The organism is Pseudonocardia kunmingensis, from assembly GCF_006716445.1.
Classification (GTDB): domain Bacteria; phylum Actinomycetota; class Actinomycetes; order Mycobacteriales; family Pseudonocardiaceae; genus Pseudonocardia; species Pseudonocardia kunmingensis.
In genome coordinates, this window is record NZ_VFPA01000003.1 from 499,654 (window position 1) to 516,388 (window position 16,735).

Genomic DNA, 16,735 nt, shown 5'->3' on the forward strand with positions numbered 1-16,735 from the left:
GTAGTTCCTGGCCCTGCGGGTCCACCCGGGCCGACGTGAGCCGGTCGGACTGGCCAAGATCCGCCGGCGCATCGAGCACGACTACCGCGAGCGCGAGACGGCCTCGGCCTGGACCACTTCGAAGGCCGCAGCTACCTCGGCCGGCACCAACTCGGGCACGAGAAGGTCTCCATGACGCAGGACAACCACCTCAGCCGGCGGCTGACGAGCCGCCGCACGGCGGATGCGCTCCAGGTTGCAGTCGGCGACACAGCCGGCCATAGATGATGGACACGTGATGTGTCGATCTTGGCGGCGTCCGCGGCTGAAGCCCCTGACCAGGGGCGGAGCTCCTCCGACTGGACTCGAACCAGTAACCCTGCGAAACAAGATCCACTATTGCGGTCGATGCTGGTCGCCTGGCATCACCTGCCGTGAACTTCGCCAAGCCCCTGGCGAGCCTTCTGTCCTCGAGCGTCGACTACCGACTTCTGCCGCTCAAAAGGGAAGGTAAGACGGGGGCACTGCCGACCACCCTACCCACCTGCCCGCTGCCCACCTCGGGGCTCGTGCGGCATCCCGTCGACCTGGCGAAGCCCGACCACGCGCCGAGGCGGGGGCAGCCCTCGACGCTATCGCCACCGATGCTCGACATGCTCTGCCCCGGCTCGGCGTGTGGTAGCCCTCTGGGAGGTCGACGGGGTGCCGCACCCCTCCTCCCCCACCCTGCCCGCGCGGCTGCTCGGCCGGCCATCCCGGAGACCTGCCCGCCCGGCGAGGGCGATCCCTGTCCTGATCCCCTGACTGTCAGGCACTCGCGAGGCCAGCTTGACTCGGGCCACACACCGCTCCCTGCTCGTCGCGGCGTCCGTGGCAGTCCAGCCTACTGCACCGCCGTTGTCAGTCAGTTAGTCACTCGCCGCCGCATATCCCGCCGGGGCGAGTTTCAGTCCGTATCAACGACCGGAGCGCCCTCGGCGAGCCTGCTGGACCGCCTCGCAGCCCTTCTTCGCGACGACCTTCATCTCGAAGGCCTCGCCGGTTCCGACTACCTGATGACTGCTCGTCTTGAGCCAGAACCTGGCAGATTCAGCCAGTCGAAGCATTCGCCTCGACGAGTTCGGTGAATAACTCGGAGGGCTTCTTCCAGTTGTGAATCTTACGGGGTCTGTCGTTGATGTCGGAAGCCACCATCGCCAAGTATGTCGGATCGGAGGTGATTGTCACACCTTTGGGGAAGTACTCGCGCACGATGCGGTTGAGGTTCTCGTTGCTGCCGCGCTCCCACGGGCTGTGCGGATGGGCGAAGTACACCGGCAGCCCGGTCGCGGTGATCGTGGCGTGTCGGGCCATCTCCGAGCCGCAGTCCCAGGTCAGCGAGCGACGGATCTGGTCGGGCAGGCCGTGGGTGGCGGCGATGACCGCGTCACCCACGGTCAACGAGTCACGCCCGGTTAAGGGCACCAGGATGAGGAACCGGGAGGTGCGCTCGACCAGCGTCGCGACCGCGGTCTTGCCGCCCTTGCCGATCACGAGGTCCCCCTCCCAATGCCCGGGCACCTGACGGCCCTCGACCTCGGCCGGGCGGTCGTCGATGTAAACCGGCTCCCGGATCCGCGGCGCCGGCTCGGGGCGCCGCCCGCCCTTGCGGGCCTTACGGCCGGTGCGCAGGCTGATCAGTTCGCTGGCCAGGGTGGACACCGGCTGGGCGTAGACCCACTGGTAGATCGCCTCGTGAGACACCCGGCAAGCCTGGTCGCTGGCGTACTCGACCGGCAACCGGCCCGCGATCGAGGCCGGGGACCACCCGTCGCGCAGCTGCTGACACACCACTGCCCGCAGCCGGGGTGAGCGCTCCACGGCGAACCGCTTCGGCCGCTCGCGCGCGGCGCACGCCGTGGTGTCCGCGACCACCGCCCGATACCCGCCACGGCCGCCGTGACGGGCCACCTCGCGCGAGATCACCGACGCATCGCGCCCGAGCCGCAACCCGATCTCGGTGAACTGCAGGCCCTCGGCCAGGCCACGGGAGATCTCCTCACGATCCGACAACATCAACATCACGCGCACGGCGGGCATCCTGTCCCACCGAACTCCCAAGATCAAATGCTACGACCGGCTGAGCCCAAGCCTGGCTTGTCGGCGTGGTCCTGGTGCACCCCCAAACGTCAAAGGCATCAAGGCCGCCAGAAGGCGGATAATGTCATCCCGACCCACAATCACCCGCAGTCGAAGTCGACTCAGCTTCGATCCACAAGTCCCCGTCCTCCGCAGTTCGCCCGAAGTCGTCTTGCTCAATTGACTCTGGCTGGCCACCCGAGCGCGCTCGCCAAAATCCATTAACATCGCCAAACTCTATGTAGCTAACCACCGCATCTGTGTACACCTTCCTCGGAGCGCCAGGATCCGGGGGCACAACCGTATCCCATTCATTGAGCGTAGCGACGTAGAAGTCTTGCATCTCCGCGGCGTCGAGCACCAGAATCGCGCAAGGCGGAAGTAGATCGACCACTACAGCACCACCACCTTCGATTTCGTCGGCATTGTCAAATACGGTCAGCCCGCCGATTTCCCCCTCTTCGCCGACGGCAAGGAGGCGGAAGTGCGTTCCGATGATCGGTACATATGACCGGTTCTGCAGAGTCAACGTGCCATCGTCGTTGTACCACCAAGCAACGCGACTTGCATACTCTCTCGCTTCACGTGAAACCTGGATGTTGAATGCGTTAGTTTGTATTAAAAGGGCGACACCGGCGAATACTGCCGCAAGCGATGTCCCTATCCCCCCTGCAAGTGTGAACCACGCAAGGACCGAGCCGCTCGGGCCACCGCCGCTCGGGCCACCGCCGCTCGGGCCACCGCCGCTCGGGCCACCGCCGCTCGGGCCACCGCCGCTCGGGCCACCGCCGCTCGGGCCACCGCCGCTCGGGCCACCGCCGCTCGGGCCACCGCCGCTCGGGCCACCGCCGCTCGGGCCACCGCCGCTCGGGCCACCGCCGCTCGGGCCACCGCCGCTCGGGCCACCGCCGCTCGGGCCACCGCCGCTCGGGCCACCGCCGCTCGGGCCACCGCCGCTCGGGCCACCGCCGCTCGGGCCACCGCCGCTCGGGCCACCGCCGCTCGGGCCACCGCCGCTCGGGCCACCGCCGCTCGGGCCACCGCCGCTCGGGCCACCGCCGCTCGGGCCACCGCCGCTCGGGCCACCGCCGCTCGGGCCACCGCCGCTCGGGCCACCGCCGCTCGGGCCACCGCCGCTCGGGCCACCGCCGCTCGGGCCACCGCCGCTCGGGCCACCGCCGCTCGGGCCACCGCCGCCACTCACACTGCCCTTCTCGCGCGCGGTCTAGGTCTTGTTACGCACCGTTCGCACGACCCAACACTCGGTATCGCGCTGAGCGGCATGCGGGTGACGCCAAGACCGGACAGGGAAGGAACGGTCGCTAGGTCAACAGGCGAGCGAGACCAGTCCGACTTGGAGCGGTTTCGTCCCGAACGCGGATCACTGCGGATGCGCAGGCTGCGTCCTCGGAGGTGGTGTACGAGTCCCCCGCTGGTGAACGGCGTGGCGTCGTGAACTGAGACGGCCACCGCGTGATCTTGATGAGTACCGACCAAGGAACTCACCGAGAGGATCACCACGATGGCCGCACCGCACAGTATCGATGTCGAGGGGTTGTTGGAGCAGCAGCTGCAGGGCGCGTCGCCGGACTTGTTGCGGCAGATGGTCGCCTCGTTCGCGAACGCGATGATGTCCGCCGAGGCCGACGGAGTCTGCGGCGCCGACTGGGGCGAGCGCAGCCAAGAGCGGGTCAACCGACGCAACGGCTACCGGCCCCGGGAGTGGGACACCCGCGCCGGCACGATCGAGCTCGCGATCCCCAAGCTGCGTGAGGGCTCCTACTTCCCGGACTGGCTGCTGACCCACCGCCGCCGCGCCGAGCAGGCCCTGGTCACCGTCGTGGCCACCGCCTACCTACTCGGTGTCTCGACCCGCCGGGTGGAGCGCCTGGCCGAGCAGCTCGGGATCAAGTCGCTGTCCCGCTCGCAGGTCTCGGAGATGGCCACCCACCTCGACGCCCAGGTCACCGCGTTCCGCCAGCGGCCCCTCGACCAAGGGCCCTACACCTTCGTCTGGGTAGACGCCCTGGTCGTGAAGGTCCGCGAGGACGGCCGCGTGGTCAACGTGCACGCGCTCGTGGCGACCGGGGTGAACGCCGACGGGCACCGCGAGATCCTCGGCCTCGACGTGGCCTCCGCCGAGGACGGCGCCGGCTGGTTGGCGTTCCTGCGCGGGCTGGTCGCCCGCGGCCTGTCCGGGGTCCAGCTGGTCATCTCCGACGCCCACTCCGGGCTGGTCGCCGCGATCGGGTCGGCGTTGCCCGGCGCGACCTGGCAGCGGTGTCGCACCCACTACCTGCGCAACCTGCTCACCCAGGTACCCAAGAGCGCGCAGCCGCACATGGCCACCCAGGTCCGCACCATCTTCGACCAGGCCGACGCCGACGCCGTGGCAGCCCAGTACGACCGCGTCGTCGACGGCCTCGAGCCCAAGTTCCGCGACGCCGCCGAGCACCTCGAAGCCGCCCGCGCTGACCTGCTCGCCTTCACCGCCTACCCACGTCAGATCTGGCGCCAGATCTGGTCCAACAACCCACAGGAGCGGCTGAACAAGGAGATCCGCCGCCGCACCGACGTGGTCGGGATCTTCCCCGGCCGCGAAGCCCTGATCCGCCTCGTCGGCGCAGTGCTGGCCGAGCAAAGCGACGAATGGACCGAAGGCCGCCGCTACATGAGCCTGGAACTGCTCACGAAATCCCGCATCCGCATCGTCACCACCGAACCCGACCCCACCACCAGCGAGCCGGTCGTGACAACCGAAGCACTCACCGCATAACCTTCACCAAGATCACGCGGAGTCGATCTCTTACACCACCTTCGCGGACGTGGCCGATGCGCAAGGCCGCCGAGGCCTCCTCCGACTGGTCGGCGTGCCGGACCGTATGGGGGTCGCGCCGGCCAGTGTCAGGGCTCGTGATGCGTTCGCGCTGGTCGCCGGAGCATCCGTGCCTGCCAGGGCTTTCTCATCCTGACTCTCGCGGTCGGGATTCCCGCGTTCGTCGGAGTGCAATATTTCGCACTACTGGCGTGGGCAGGGGCAGCGATCGGCATCCTCGCCGCATACCTCGCCGTTGTGCGGCGACTCTTTCAACGTCGAAGGGTTGGCGACCGTGATTGCGAGCGGCGCCACATTCGCAGGGTTTGATTTCACGGAGAGTGTTCGTCGCCCCCGTGCGCGAGTTCGTCTTCTCGGGTCAAAAAGTGGGAGTAGGACGGGGCAGCGTCGACCAATGTGCCCAGCGGCCCGCTGCCCACTTCGGGGCTCGTGCGGCATCCCGTCGACCTGGCGAAGCCCGACCGCGCGCCCGGCCGGGGGCAGCCCTCGACGTTACCGCCGCCGATGCTCGGCATTCTCTGCCCCCGGCCCCGCGTGTGGTAGCCCATTGGGAGGTCGACGGGATGCCGCACCCTTCCTCCCCCACTCTTGTCCGCGCGCCCGCTCGGCCAAGCATCGTGACCTGCTTCGACCCGTCCCGGCCGTCGAGCTCCGGAGCACGATCCACGCCGACGAGCGCTGCCGGGGTTGGGACCTGGTCGACTTCACGGACTTCATGCTCGCGACCGGGCTGCGGATCGGCGAGGCCGCGGCGGTCACCTGGGGCGCGTTGGACCTGGGACGCCGGGACCGTCGAGGTGCGCGGCACGGTGGTCCGGCTCAAAGGCGTGGGGCTGTCGATCAAGTGGCGGCCGAAGAGCAAGAGCGGCTACCGCGCGTTGGAGCTGCCGGGATGGGCGATCGAGATGCTGCGCGCCGTCGGACAGGTGCTCAGGCGAACGAGTGGGGCGTGGGTGTTCACGGCGCCGCTGGGCGGACTGCGCGACCCGTCGAACACCCAGGCCGATCTACGGGTGGTGTTCGCCGACGCCGGCTACCCCTGGGTGACCTCGCACGTCTACCGGAAGACGGTGGCCACCCTGATGGACGCGGCAGGGCTGAGCGCGCGCCAGGCGGCCGACCAGCTCGGCCACGCGAAGGTGTCGATGACCCAGGACAACTACTTCGGCCGCGCGCACGGCCGCCGCTGAGGTGTTGGCGATCTTCGGCTCGAACTCAATCGCACCCGAAGATGGGGGTAAAGCAGGGGTGGATCTTGAGCGTAAGTCCCGGCCAGGCCGCTGACCTGGGAATGTGCTCCTCCGACTGGACTCGAACCAGTAACCCTGCGATTAACAGTCGCATGCTCTGCCAATTGAGCTACGGAGGACCGTACGGGTGCGGGGCGGAGCCCCGCTGGCAGGGAGGACTCTAGCGCACGGCCCATCCCGCCCTTCGGGCCCCCTCCCGTCAGCGGGCGCCGGTGTCGGCGTGCTTGCCGCCGTTCACCCGCTCCTCCACGCGGGCGCGGACGACTCCGGCGGCGCCCTGGACGGCGGGGTGGTCGGCGACGCGCTGGTAGGTGCGGCGCAGCTGTTCGTAGCGCTCGTGGCCGGCGCGGGCGCCCAGCACGTACCCGAGCGCCGCGCCCAGCAGGAACATCAGCATGTCGTCTCCCGGTCCTCGTCCCCCGCGGGTCATCCTGCCGCACCGGCGGCACCGTGCCGGGTCCCGCGACCCGGATGGGTGCCTTCGGCGCAGTGCCCGTACGGCCGTCCGCCGGGATGGTGCCCGCAGCGACGCCCTAGTATCCGTCCTTGCGGTTCTGTTCGAACTTGTTGCGTTCTGTTCGCACCCCCGTCCACCGCGTCGAAGGAGACGACATGCCGGCCCGACGCAAGGCCTTCGAGTTCCCCTTCCCCGGCATCGCGATGGGCTGTGACTACAACCCCGAGCAGTGGGATCCCGACGTGTGGCGCGAGGACGTGGCGCTGATGCGGGAGGCGGGCCTCGGGTTCGTCACGCTCGGGGTGTTCTCGTGGGCCCTGCTCGAGCCGGCCGAGGACGAGTACGACTTCGCCTGGTTCGACGAGGTGCTCGGGCTGCTGCACGAGGGCGGGATCGCGGTCGACCTGGCCACGGCCACCGCCTCGCCGCCACCGTGGCTGACGCGGTCCTACCCCGAGGTCCTCCCGGTCGACGTCGAGGGCCGCACGCTCTGGCCCGGCAGCCGCCAGTCGTGGTGTCCCAGCTCGCCGGTGTTCCGCGAGCACGCGCTGCAGCTGGTCGGGGAGCTGGCGCGGCGCTACGGCAGCCACCCCGCCGTGCGGATGTGGCACGTCAGCAACGAGCTGGGCTGCCACATCGTCCGCTGCTACTGCGACGAGAGCGCGGCGGCGTTCCGGCGCTGGCTGGCCGGGCGCTACGGCACGCTCGAGGCGCTGAACGAGGCGTGGGGCACGGCGTTCTGGTCGCAGCACTACTCCTCGTTCGACGAGGTGCTGCCGCCGCGGCTCACCCCGTCGTTCTCCAACCCGGGCCACGAGCTGGACTTCTCCCGCTTCTCCTCCGACGCCCTGCTCGACTACTACCGCGCCGAGCGCGACGTCCTGCGCACGCTCACGCCGGACCTGCCGGTCACCACGAACCTGATGGTCAACGCCCGCCAGCCCGGGCCGGACTACTTCCGCTGGGCGCCCGAGCTCGACCTCATCGCGCAGGACCACTACCTCGACGCCCGCATGCCCCACCCGCACGCCGAGCAGGCGTTCAGCGACGACTTCACGCGCGGGGTGGCGGGCGGGGCCCCGTGGATGCTGATGGAGTCGGCGACGAGCGCGGTGAACTGGCAGCCGGTCAACGTCGCCAAGAAGCCCGGCGAGCTGCTGCTCGACTCGCTGCGCCACGTCGCCCGCGGCGCCGACACCGTCGGCTTCTTCCAGTGGCGGGCGTCGAAGGCCGGCGCCGAGAAGTACCACTCGGCGCTGGTGCCGCACGCGGGGCCGGACTCGGCCCGCTTCCGGGAGGTCGCCGCCCTCGGCGAGGCGCTCGGGAAGCTCGGGGAGGTGGCGGGCAGCCGGGTCGAGGCGGATGTCGCGCTGCTCGTCGACTGGGAGGCCTGGTGGGCGTGCGACCAGACCGCGCACCCCAGCTGCCAGATCCGCTACATGGACGCCGCGCTGCGCTGGCACCGCGCGGTCACCGAGCTGGGCGCCACGGCCGACGTCGTGCACCCCTGCGCCGACCTGTCCGGCTACCGGCTCGTGGTCGTCCCGACCCTCTACCTCTGCGCGGACGCGACGGCCGAGGCGGTGCAGGCGTACGTGCGCGGCGGCGGGCACGTCCTCGTCACCTACTTCTCCGGGATCGTCGACGAGCACGACCACGTCCGGCTCGGCGGCTACCCGGGCGCGTTCCGGGAGCTGCTGGGCGTGCGCACCGAGGAGTTCGCGCCGCTGCGGCCCGGCGAGACCGTCGCGCTCGACGACGGCAGCGCCGCCGACGTCTGGACCGAGCTGCTGGAGGCGCGCGACGCGGAGGTCGTGGCCCGCTACACCGACGGGCCGCTGCCCGGCACGCCCGCGCTGACCCGCCGCGCCGTCGGCGACGGGGTGGCCTGGTACCTCGCCACCTGGCTCGACGACGACGCCACCGCGGCGCTCGCCGGGCGGCTCGCGCGCGAGGCCGGCGTCACGCGGCTCGACGCGCCGCAGCCGGGGTTGGAGGTCGTGCGCCGCGGCCGCTACCTGTTCGTGCTCAACCGCGGCGGCCTCCCGGCGACCGTGCCCGCCCGGGGCACGGACCTGCTCACCGGGGACGCGGTGGACGGCGCGATCGAGGTGGCGGCGGGCGGCGCGGCCGTGGTGCGGACCGCGGACTGATGCTCGCCCGCCAGCGCCAGGAGCTGATCCTCGACGCCGTCCGCACCACGGGCGGCGTGCGGGTGTCGGAGCTGGTGGAACGGCTGGGCGTCTCGGACATGACGGTGCGCCGCGACATCGACGAGCTCGCCCGGCGCGGGCTGGTCACGCGCGTGCACGGTGGCGCCACGGCGGCAGGCAGCAGCGTCGAGGAGCCCGGCTTCGCGGCGAAGGCGGCCCTGCACACGGCGGCGAAGCAGGCGATCGCCACGGCGGCGGCCGCCCTCATCGAGCCGGGCGCGTCGGTGGCGCTGTCGGCGGGTACGACGACGCATGCGGTCGCGTCCGTGCTGCTCGGGGTCCCGCGGCTCACCGTCGTGACGAACTCGCTGCGCGTCGGCGAGGTGCTGCACGCGGCGGCGCGCGACGACCTCACGGTGGTGCTCACCGGCGGGGAGCGCACGCCGTCGGACGCGCTGGTCGGGCCGGTCGCGGTGGCCACCCTGCGGGGGCTGCACGTCGACTGGCTGCTGATGGGGGTGCACGGGATGGACGCCGAGGCCGGGTTCACCACACCGAACCTGGAGGAAGCGGAGACGAACCGGGCGCTGGTGGCCAGCGCCCGGCAGGTGGCCGTGGTGGCCGACAACTCGAAATGGGGAGTGGTGGGGTTGAGCACGATCGCGGCCCTCGACGAGGTCGACGTCGTCGTCAGCGACGACGGCCTCGATCCGGAAGCGCGCCATGTCCTGGAGCAGAGCTGCGGACGGCTGGTGCTCGCATGAGGCGCACGACGGCCCGGATGGCCGACGGGCGCGAGCTGATCTACTTCGACGACGTCACGCCCGACCGCGTGCCGCCGCCGGACACCCGGGACCTGCCGCAGGTGCAAACCGGGTCGATCATGCGCTACGACGTGCTCACCGGCGAGTGGGTGGCGATCGCGGCGCACCGCCAGGACCGCACGTTCCTGCCGCCCGCCGACGCCTGCCCGCTGTGCCCGACGCGGCCGGGGCGCCCTGCGTCGGAGATCCCGGCTCCGGACTACGACGTGGTGGTGTTCGAGAACCGCTTCCCCTCGTTCGCGCAGGGGATCGCCGACGTGCCTGCCGAGGTGGACGGCGACCCGCTGTGGCCGCAGCGACCGGCGACCGGGCGCTGCGAGGTCGTGTGCTTCACCAGCGACCACGGCGCGTCGTTCGGCGCGCTGCCGGTCTCGCGGGTGCGCACGGTGATCGAGGCGTGGGCCGACCGCACCGCAGCGCTGTCGGCGCTGCCGGGCGTGGAGCAGGTGTTCCCGTTCGAGAACCGCGGCACCGAGATCGGGGTGACGCTGGAGCACCCGCACGGCCAGATCTACGCCTACCCGTTCGTCACGCCGCGCACCGGGCAGCTGCTCGAGCAGGCCGCGGAGCACCGCCGGCGCACGGGCCGCGACCTGCTCGGCGACGTCCTCGACGCCGAGCGCAAGGCGGGCACCCGGATCATCCGCGAGGGCGAGCACTTCACGGTGTTCGTGCCCGCCGCGGCGCGCTGGCCGGTCGAGGCGCACCTCGTGCCGCACCGGCCCGTGCCGGACTTCCCCGCCCTCACCGACGACGAGCGCACGGAGCTCGCCGAGCTCTACCGCGACCTGCTGCACCGCTTCGAGGTGTACTTCTCCGACGCGGGGCCGCCGCCGTACATCGCGGGGTGGCACCAGGCGCCGGTGCGCACCGGCCGTGACCTCACCCGGCTGCACCTGCGGCTGTTCTCGCTGCGCCGGGCCCCCGGCAAGCTCAAGTACCTCGCCGGCTCCGAGTCCGGGGCCGGCGCCTGGATCAACGACGCGCTGCCGGAGCGGATCGCCCAGCGGCTTCGGGAGGTCGGACCGTGAGCACGTTCGCAGAGCTGTTCGGGCGCGAGCCGGACGGGCGGTGGGCCGGCCCGGGGCGGGTCAACCTGATCGGCGAGCACGTCGACTACGCCGACGGGCTGTGCCTGCCGTTCGCGATCGCCCAGCGCACCGTCGTCGAGGTCGGGAGGCGCGACGACACGCGGCTGCGGCTGCGCAGCCGCTCCGAGGAGGGCGGCTACGACGGCGACCTCGCCGACGTCGGCCCGGGCCGCCCCGAGGGCTGGGCGGGCTACGTCGCCGGCGTGCTGTGGGCGCTGCGCGAGGCCGGGTACGCGGTCGGCGGGATCGACCTGCTGGTGACGGACACGGTGCCGCTCGGCTCGGGGCTCTCGTCGTCCGCGGCGCTGGAGTGCGGAGCGGCGCTGGCCGCCGACGACCTGTTCGGGCTCGGGCTCGGCGGCTCGACCGGGGGCCGCCAGACGCTCGTCGCGGCGTGCCGGCGGGCGGAGAACGACGTGGTCGGCGCGCAGACCGGCGGCATGGACCAGGCCGCGTCGCTGCTCGGGACGGCCGGGCACGCGCTGCTGCTCGACACCCACGACGACTCGACGCGCCAGGTCCCCTTCGCCCCCGCCGACGCCGGGCTCACCCTGCTCGTGATCGACACGAAGGTGCGCCACAGCCACGCCGACAACCAGTACGGCGCCCGGCGCGCGTCGGTGGAGAAGGCCGCCGCCACGCTCGGGCGCCCCAGCCTCCGCGACGCCGGCCTCGACGACCTCGCCGCGCTCGACGCCGACCTGCTCCCCCGGGCCCGGCACGTCGTCACCGAGATCGCGCGCGTCCGCGAGACCGTCGCCCTGCTCGACGACGGCCGGCTCCCCGAGATCGGCCCGCTGCTCGACGCCTCGCACGCCTCGCTGGCCGGCGACTACGAGGTGTCGTGCCTCGAGCTCGACCTGGCGTGCGAGTCGGCCCGCGCAGCCGGCGCCCTCGGGGCCCGGATGACCGGCGGTGGGTTCGGCGGCTCGGCGATCGCCCTGGTCCCGGTCGACCGCGCCGACGCGGTGGCCGACGCCGTGCGCGCGGCGTTCGCGGAGGGCGGGCACCGGGAGCCCGACATCCGCGCCACAGAGCCGTCCGCGGGGGCCGAACGGGTGGCCTGACCGGCCGAAGATCCCGAGTATCGGTTGCCCATTGCTGTCGTCACGACCATGAGCGTTGGGTCGGACACGGGCGCGGTGCCCGGGTTGCCCCGGGTCCGTTTCCCGTGCCCGCCCGCCGAACCGGACGTGCGGCTCTCACCGCATCCGGCTCTCCGCATGTCGTGGCCGTTGCTCAGCCTGTGAGGGCTGGGGTCCACGGGGTTGGTATGTTCGCTCCGCGGTAGCGGTAGCGGGTCACGGCGACGCTGGAAGCGCCGGTGAACACCACCCCGTTGTGGGCGATCCGCCAGCCATGATCGCAGAAGCGGCGGCGGATCTCCTTCCAGCTGATCTTGGGGTGTTTGCGGCGGATCCACCCGACCAGTCGCCACCAGGTGTGGTGGTCGACCGCGCTGAAGGTCGCTTTGGACACCCCGTGCCGGAAGTAGTTCGCCCACCCTCGCACCGTCTGGTTGAGCCCGGAGAGCAGCTCGTCCAGGTCGGTGTTCAGGTTTGACTTGTTCGTTTTCTCTCGCACCCGGTCCCGCACCTTCTGTGTTGATTTGCGGGAGGGTGTGGTGTAGACGTAGCGCTTCTGCGTTCCACGTTTCCGCATCCGCCGGATGTGGAAACCGAGGAAGTCGAAGCCCTCGTCGATGTGCACCGCCCGGGTTTTCTCCTCGGCAAGCCGTAGCCCCAGTGGGGCGAGCACGGCCGCCACCTCGACCCGGAGCGCTTCGGCGTGGTGACGGTCCCCGGAGACCAGCAACACGAAGTCGTCGGCATACCGGATCAAACGCCAGTTCCCCTTGCCGTTACGTTTCCGCGCGGCCCGCCGTGCCGGGGTGCCCATCGCCCCGGTGGCCGGGTCCCAGTGTTGGGTGAAGTGTTCATCCAACACTGAGAGTGCGATGTTCGCCAGCAGCGGCGAGAGGATCCCACCCTGCGGGGTGCCGGTCGGTGATTCCTCCCGATCCCCGAGATCGGTGAAGATCCCGGATTTCAGGAACGCCTTCACCAGATTCGCCAGCCGCTTGTCCTTGATCCGCCGCCGCAGCCGGTCCATCACCGCGACGTGGTCGATCTCATCGAAACACGCGGCGATGTCGGCCTCCAGCACCCACTCGTAGTTGATGGGTGCGGAGGTGAAGTGGTGGATCTCGGCGATCGCGTCCTGAGCGCGCCGGTTCGGGCGGAACCCATACGAGCACGGCAGGAAGTCCGCCTCGAAGATGGGTTCGAGCACCGCCTTGACGACGGCCTGGACCACCCGGTCGGCCACCGTGGGGATCCCCAGCCGGCGCAGCTTGCCGCCGCCCTTGGGGATCATCACCTGCCGGACCGGACACGGCCGGTACTCACGCGTCTTGAGTGAGTCCCGGATCTGACCCAGGAACACGTCCACTCCGATGCGGGTATCGACCGCGGCCACCGTCAGCCCGTCGACCCCCGCGGTCTTCGCCCCCTTGTTTCCGGCAACACGCGTGAACGCATCGACCAGGAACGCCGGATCATAGACCAGGTTGAACAGATCATCAAACCGGCGAGCCGGGTCCTCGCTCGCCCAACGGTGCAACTTGCGCTGCATCCTCCGTACCGCCAACCCGGCCGAATCCACATCCGGCCAAGCCACGACACCAGTATTCACCGGTGTATCTCCGTCCCTTGCAGTCAGCATCCTCGCCCGACACGCTGCCGCCCTTCCCCGTGTGCCGGGCTTTCCCCGGCCCGGAGTACTACGGCGGCTCCGCCCCACCCGGCCCTTCGGTCGGCATCGCACCTATCCAGCGGTCGTCACGCCTGGCCGGCGCACCCTGCTGGAACGTCGCACGGATGGTTCCCACGTTCACTGTTGCTCGGTCGACGAGTGAGGCACCCAGCTGTACCCCTGCGGCATCGCCACGGCTACGCCGTAGACATTCACCATGGCCTCCCGGACCCGGCACGGCCATACCAGCCGGGAGTTCCTCACCCGCCGGGACACGACCGGCAGCCGAGTACGCGCCGCACCCCAGCCCATATCCACCGGATTTCGAGCTGGCCGCGAGTCAAGAGGCGTAATAGCGCTGGTTTCTCTCGTATACCTTCTCGTCTCGCTCACCGGGCCCGGCCCATCCGGCAGTCCTGAGCCGTCCCGACTTTGTCGCGGCTGCTCCCACCCTCCCCGGCGATCCCCGGATCAGGCTGCCGCCAGCTTCACCCCACCGCTACGACGACAGGGCCACGAAGGTCTCCCACCTCCATCCGAACCAACAGCGCCTCGTGGCGCACAACCGATACTCGCGATCATGGCCACCTAACCCCTCGCGGAGGACGGCGCCCACGGCGCAGACTCGGAGGCGTGTACGTCCCCACGCACTTCGCCCCCGACGACGCGGCGGTCCGGGAGCTGCTCTCCCGGCCGCAGGCCGCCGACCTCGTCACGATGACCGAGGACGGCCTGGTCGCCACGTTCCTGCCGTTCGTGTTCGACCCGGACGCGGGCGAGCACGGCGTGCTGCGCGGGCACCTGGCGCGCAACAACGACCAGTGGAGCCGCGCAGTCGTCGGCGAGGCGCTGGTGATCGTGCACGGCCCGGACGCCTACGTCACGCCGAGCTGGTACGCCTCGAAGGCCGAGCACGGCCGCGTCGTGCCCACCTGGAACTACGTCACCGCGCACGTGTACGGGCAGCTGCGCATCCACGACGACCCGGCGTGGCTCGACGGCCTGGTCCGCGAGCTCACCGACCTGCACGAGGCGCGCGAGCCGGAGGCGTGGGCGGTGGACGACGCGCCCGCGACGTTCGTGGCCGGGCAGCTGCGCGCGATCGTCGGCGTCGAACTGGTGATCAGCCGCATCGAGGCGAAGGTCAAGATGAGCCAGAACCGGCCCCCGGCCGACGTCGACGGAGTGATCACCGGCCTCGACGCGCGCGGCGACGCGGCCACCGCCGACGCCGTGCGCGCCGCTCGGAGGTCGTGAGCGGATACGAGTGCTGGAGCACTCGCATCCACTCACAGCCGGTCGCGGGGCAGCAGGTCCCCCAGCGGACCCAGGTCGATGTTCAGGTCCTCGGGCCGCAGGCCGAAGTGCTCCCGCAGCTCGGTCATCGCCTCCTCCAGGCGCATCAGTCCGAGCCCGAGCTCCTCGACCTTCTCCTCCGGCAGGTCGCCCGCCTCCACCCGGCGCAGGGCCTGGCGCTCCATGAGCTGGCGGATCAGCTCGATGAGCGTGAGGACGAGGCGGCCCAGCCCGCGCCCGACCATGTCGGGGTCGAGGTCCAGGCGTTCCGGTACCTGCGTCACGGCTGCTCCTCCGTCAGCTCCTCCGTGAGGGTCGACACCGAGCTGATCAGGGCGCGCAGCGACACGTGCACCAGGTCGACCCCGGCCAGCGAGATCGTCAGGTCCCCGGTGATGACGACCCCGCCGGCGAGCAGGCGGTCGAGCAGGTCCACGAGCGCCACGTCCCGCTCCGCGGAGGGTCCGATCGCGACGGTCACGACGGCTCCTCCAGGGTGGCGAACGAGTAGGGCGCCCACGGGCCGGTGAGCTCGAGCGCCACCGCGCCGGTCGACCGTTCCTCCACGACCTGCCGCAGCGCGTCGCCGGCGTCGGCGTCGACGAGGTAGGCGGCGTTGAGCACCATCTCCTCGGCGCGGCCGGTGAGCCGCCGGTCCTGCGGCTTGTAGGTCCGGTGGGCCAGGGCGGCCGCGGCGAGCGCGCGGTGCGCCTCCTCCGCCGCCGCGAAGGCGGCCTCCTGCCCGCGGGTGGCCCGGTCGCGCTGGGCGAGCCTGCGCTTCAGGTAGGACGCGCCGGGCCCGCCGCCGCCCCGCTCCGGCTCGGGCTCGGCGGGTGCCGCGGCCGCGGACGGCGTGGCGAAGCCCTTCACGCCCCACTCGACGCGTCCGCGCACCCGGTCCAGCGCCGCGGTGAACGCCGCCGCCCGCTCGTCGAGCAGGGCGCGGACGCGCTCGTCGTCGAGGTAGACGGTGGCGAGGCGGACGGGGGCGACCGGGCCGTTCTCCGCGACGGCCCCGACGACGGCGTGGTGGGCCCGCGCGGTGGCCTCCAGCCACCGCAGGTCCTCCAGGCTGCGCTGCAGCGCCTCCTCGCCGAACCGGACGGCGTCCACGGACGAGACCACGGCCGCGAGCGGCCCGGCGACCACCCGGCGGACCGGCGCCCCGTCGACGCCGGCAGGCACCGCGGGATCCGGGGCGTCGGCGTCGGTCACGGCGTACAGGTAGACGACGGTGTCAGCCATCGGCCTCCTCCCGTTCCCGCTGCGGAGCGGGCACCGCGGGCTCCGTGGACGCGCCGTCGCGGCCCGCCTCCAGCTCGCCGATCCGCTGACGCAACCGCCGGTTCTCCTCGGCTACGTCACGCTGACCGGAGCTGAGGGTCGGGTCGTGCTCCCACCAGTCGATGCCCATCTCCCGCGCCTTGTCCACGGACGCGACGAGCAGCCGGATCTTGATCGTCAGCAGCTCGATGTCGAGCAGGTTCACCCGGATGTCGCCCGCGATCACGACGCCCTTGTCCAGGACGCGTTCCAGGATGTCGGCGAGGTTCGTCGACTCCTGCCGGTGATCGGGCGTGCGGGAGCGGCCGGGTACGGGCATTCCGCCGGATGTCATCGGCACCTCTCGTCGAGCTGGCCACGGGCGTAGCGGCGGGTGCGGCGGTAGGACACGAGTTCGCCGCGGCGGTCCACCGACACCTCGTAGATCGCGAGCACGTCCTGGGTGTCCGGGATGCGCCGGGACTCCACGACCTCCACGCCGACCTTCCACCCGTCGTCGGCACGGTCGATCGAGATCACGCATTCGGGGCTGCGCCCGGTGAAGTCCGCGACCTGTTCCGCGGCCCGGCGCGCCGCGACCGTCGCCGGGACCGACCCGTCGGACCCCTTGGCGGCCGGGCGCGCCCGCCGCGGGCGGCGCGGTTGCTCCTGCTCCTCGTCGGCCACCTGTGCTCCGTCAGCCACTGCGGCTCC

At 71.4% G+C, this 16,735-nt stretch carries 16 protein-coding genes and 1 tRNA gene; 7 read left to right on the forward strand and 10 right to left on the reverse strand.

The genetic code is table 11. The annotated features are described in order from the left end of the window. Positions 1–1,068: 1,068 nt before the first annotated feature. Both FB558_RS25215 and FB558_RS43410 read right to left on the reverse strand, forming a co-directional pair. Positions 1,069–2,040 carry an IS30 family transposase gene (locus FB558_RS25215; protein WP_246106683.1) on the reverse strand — a complete coding sequence of 324 codons (972 nt, stop codon included), beginning with the start codon at positions 2,038–2,040 and terminating at the stop codon, positions 1,069–1,071. A 142-nt stretch (positions 2,041–2,182) separates the two neighbouring features. Beyond that, complete coding sequence (locus FB558_RS43410; protein WP_170231521.1) at positions 2,183–2,626, reverse strand: hypothetical protein; 444 nt, start codon at positions 2,624–2,626, stop codon at positions 2,183–2,185. A 993-nt stretch (positions 2,627–3,619) separates the two neighbouring features. Here FB558_RS43410 and FB558_RS25225 point away from each other — a divergent pair. Both FB558_RS25225 and FB558_RS43415 read left to right on the forward strand, forming a co-directional pair. After that, positions 3,620–4,873, forward strand: a complete 1,254-nt coding sequence (locus FB558_RS25225) for an IS256 family transposase (protein ID WP_142057479.1) — start codon at positions 3,620–3,622, stop codon at positions 4,871–4,873. Between the two features lie 857 nt (positions 4,874–5,730). Continuing rightward, positions 5,731–6,123: a site-specific integrase gene (locus FB558_RS43415; RefSeq protein WP_170231522.1), complete on the forward strand. Its 393-nt coding sequence runs from the start codon at positions 5,731–5,733 to the stop codon at positions 6,121–6,123. 106 nt (positions 6,124–6,229) lie between these two features. Here the strand turns inward: FB558_RS43415 and FB558_RS25235 are convergent. Both FB558_RS25235 and FB558_RS25240 read right to left on the reverse strand, forming a co-directional pair. Then, positions 6,230–6,302, reverse strand: a tRNA-Asn gene (locus tag FB558_RS25235). Between the two features lie 80 nt (positions 6,303–6,382). Beyond that, positions 6,383–6,580: a hypothetical protein gene (locus FB558_RS25240; RefSeq protein WP_142057481.1), complete on the reverse strand. Its 198-nt coding sequence runs from the start codon at positions 6,578–6,580 to the stop codon at positions 6,383–6,385. 215 nt (positions 6,581–6,795) lie between these two features. Between FB558_RS25240 and FB558_RS25245 the strand changes: the two genes are divergently transcribed. The 4 genes from FB558_RS25245 to galK are packed head-to-tail and all read left to right on the forward strand — an operon-like array spanning position 6,796 to position 11,775. Further along, complete coding sequence (locus FB558_RS25245) at positions 6,796–8,793, forward strand: beta-galactosidase (protein ID WP_142057483.1); 1,998 nt, start codon at positions 6,796–6,798, stop codon at positions 8,791–8,793. Beyond that, positions 8,793–9,557: a DeoR/GlpR family DNA-binding transcription regulator gene (locus FB558_RS25250; protein ID WP_142057485.1), complete on the forward strand. Its 765-nt coding sequence runs from the start codon at positions 8,793–8,795 to the stop codon at positions 9,555–9,557. The genes FB558_RS25245 and FB558_RS25250 overlap by 1 nt, the downstream gene beginning before the upstream one ends. After that, positions 9,554–10,648, forward strand: a complete 1,095-nt coding sequence (gene galT / locus FB558_RS25255) for a galactose-1-phosphate uridylyltransferase (protein WP_142057487.1) — start codon at positions 9,554–9,556, stop codon at positions 10,646–10,648. The genes FB558_RS25250 and galT overlap by 4 nt, the downstream gene beginning before the upstream one ends. Further along, positions 10,645–11,775, forward strand: coding sequence for a galactokinase (gene galK / locus FB558_RS25260; RefSeq protein WP_246106737.1), 1,131 nt, complete (start codon positions 10,645–10,647; stop codon positions 11,773–11,775). The genes galT and galK overlap by 4 nt, the downstream gene beginning before the upstream one ends. A 172-nt stretch (positions 11,776–11,947) precedes the next feature. Here galK and ltrA read toward each other — a convergent pair whose 3' ends face one another. After that, entirely contained in the window at positions 11,948–13,387 is a 1,440-nt protein-coding gene (gene ltrA / locus FB558_RS25265; RefSeq protein WP_211366131.1) for a group II intron reverse transcriptase/maturase, read from the reverse strand. Positions 13,388–14,095: 708 nt separating this feature from the next. Between ltrA and FB558_RS25270 the strand changes: the two genes are divergently transcribed. Continuing rightward, positions 14,096–14,719: an FMN-binding negative transcriptional regulator gene (locus FB558_RS25270; RefSeq protein WP_142057491.1), complete on the forward strand. Its 624-nt coding sequence runs from the start codon at positions 14,096–14,098 to the stop codon at positions 14,717–14,719. Positions 14,720–14,751: 32 nt separating this feature from the next. On the opposite strand, the gene FB558_RS25275 is transcribed toward FB558_RS25270, so the two are convergent. Genes FB558_RS25275 through FB558_RS25295 form a run of 5 tightly spaced genes read right to left on the reverse strand, consistent with a single transcriptional unit; the run spans position 14,752 to position 16,726 of the window. Next, positions 14,752–15,042 (reverse strand): gas vesicle protein K, encoded by a 291-nt coding sequence (locus tag FB558_RS25275; protein ID WP_142057494.1) that lies wholly within the window; start codon positions 15,040–15,042, stop codon positions 14,752–14,754. Further along, positions 15,039–15,239 (reverse strand): gas vesicle protein, encoded by a 201-nt coding sequence (locus tag FB558_RS25280; RefSeq protein WP_142057496.1) that lies wholly within the window; start codon positions 15,237–15,239, stop codon positions 15,039–15,041. The genes FB558_RS25275 and FB558_RS25280 overlap by 4 nt, the downstream gene beginning before the upstream one ends. Then, positions 15,236–16,003 carry a GvpL/GvpF family gas vesicle protein gene (locus FB558_RS25285; protein WP_142057498.1) on the reverse strand — a complete coding sequence of 256 codons (768 nt, stop codon included), beginning with the start codon at positions 16,001–16,003 and terminating at the stop codon, positions 15,236–15,238. The genes FB558_RS25280 and FB558_RS25285 overlap by 4 nt, the downstream gene beginning before the upstream one ends. After that, on the reverse strand, positions 15,996–16,376 hold the full coding sequence (locus FB558_RS25290; RefSeq protein WP_425468069.1) for a gas vesicle protein: 381 nt from the start codon (positions 16,374–16,376) through the stop codon (positions 15,996–15,998). Before FB558_RS25290 ends, FB558_RS25285 begins: the two co-directional genes overlap by 8 nt. Continuing rightward, positions 16,373–16,726 carry a gas vesicle protein GvpO gene (locus tag FB558_RS25295; RefSeq protein ID WP_142057500.1) on the reverse strand — a complete coding sequence of 118 codons (354 nt, stop codon included), beginning with the start codon at positions 16,724–16,726 and terminating at the stop codon, positions 16,373–16,375. Before FB558_RS25295 ends, FB558_RS25290 begins: the two co-directional genes overlap by 4 nt. Positions 16,727–16,735: the final 9 nt, after the last annotated feature.

Coding starts and splice junctions, on each gene's coding strand:
- galT (WP_142057487.1), top strand. CDS start 9,554: ATGAGGCGCACGACGGCCCGGATGGCCGACGGGCGCGAGCTGATCTAC.
- FB558_RS25250 (WP_142057485.1), top strand. CDS start 8,793: ATGCTCGCCCGCCAGCGCCAGGAGCTGATCCTCGACGCCGTCCGCACC.
- FB558_RS25240 (WP_142057481.1), bottom strand. CDS start 6,580: ATGCTGATGTTCCTGCTGGGCGCGGCGCTCGGGTACGTGCTGGGCGCC.
- FB558_RS25225 (WP_142057479.1), top strand. CDS start 3,620: ATGGCCGCACCGCACAGTATCGATGTCGAGGGGTTGTTGGAGCAGCAG.
- FB558_RS25245 (WP_142057483.1), top strand. CDS start 6,796: ATGCCGGCCCGACGCAAGGCCTTCGAGTTCCCCTTCCCCGGCATCGCG.
- FB558_RS25290 (WP_425468069.1), bottom strand. CDS start 16,376: ATGACATCCGGCGGAATGCCCGTACCCGGCCGCTCCCGCACGCCCGAT.
- FB558_RS25215 (WP_246106683.1), bottom strand. CDS start 2,040: ATGTTGATGTTGTCGGATCGTGAGGAGATCTCCCGTGGCCTGGCCGAG.
- FB558_RS25285 (WP_142057498.1), bottom strand. CDS start 16,003: ATGGCTGACACCGTCGTCTACCTGTACGCCGTGACCGACGCCGACGCC.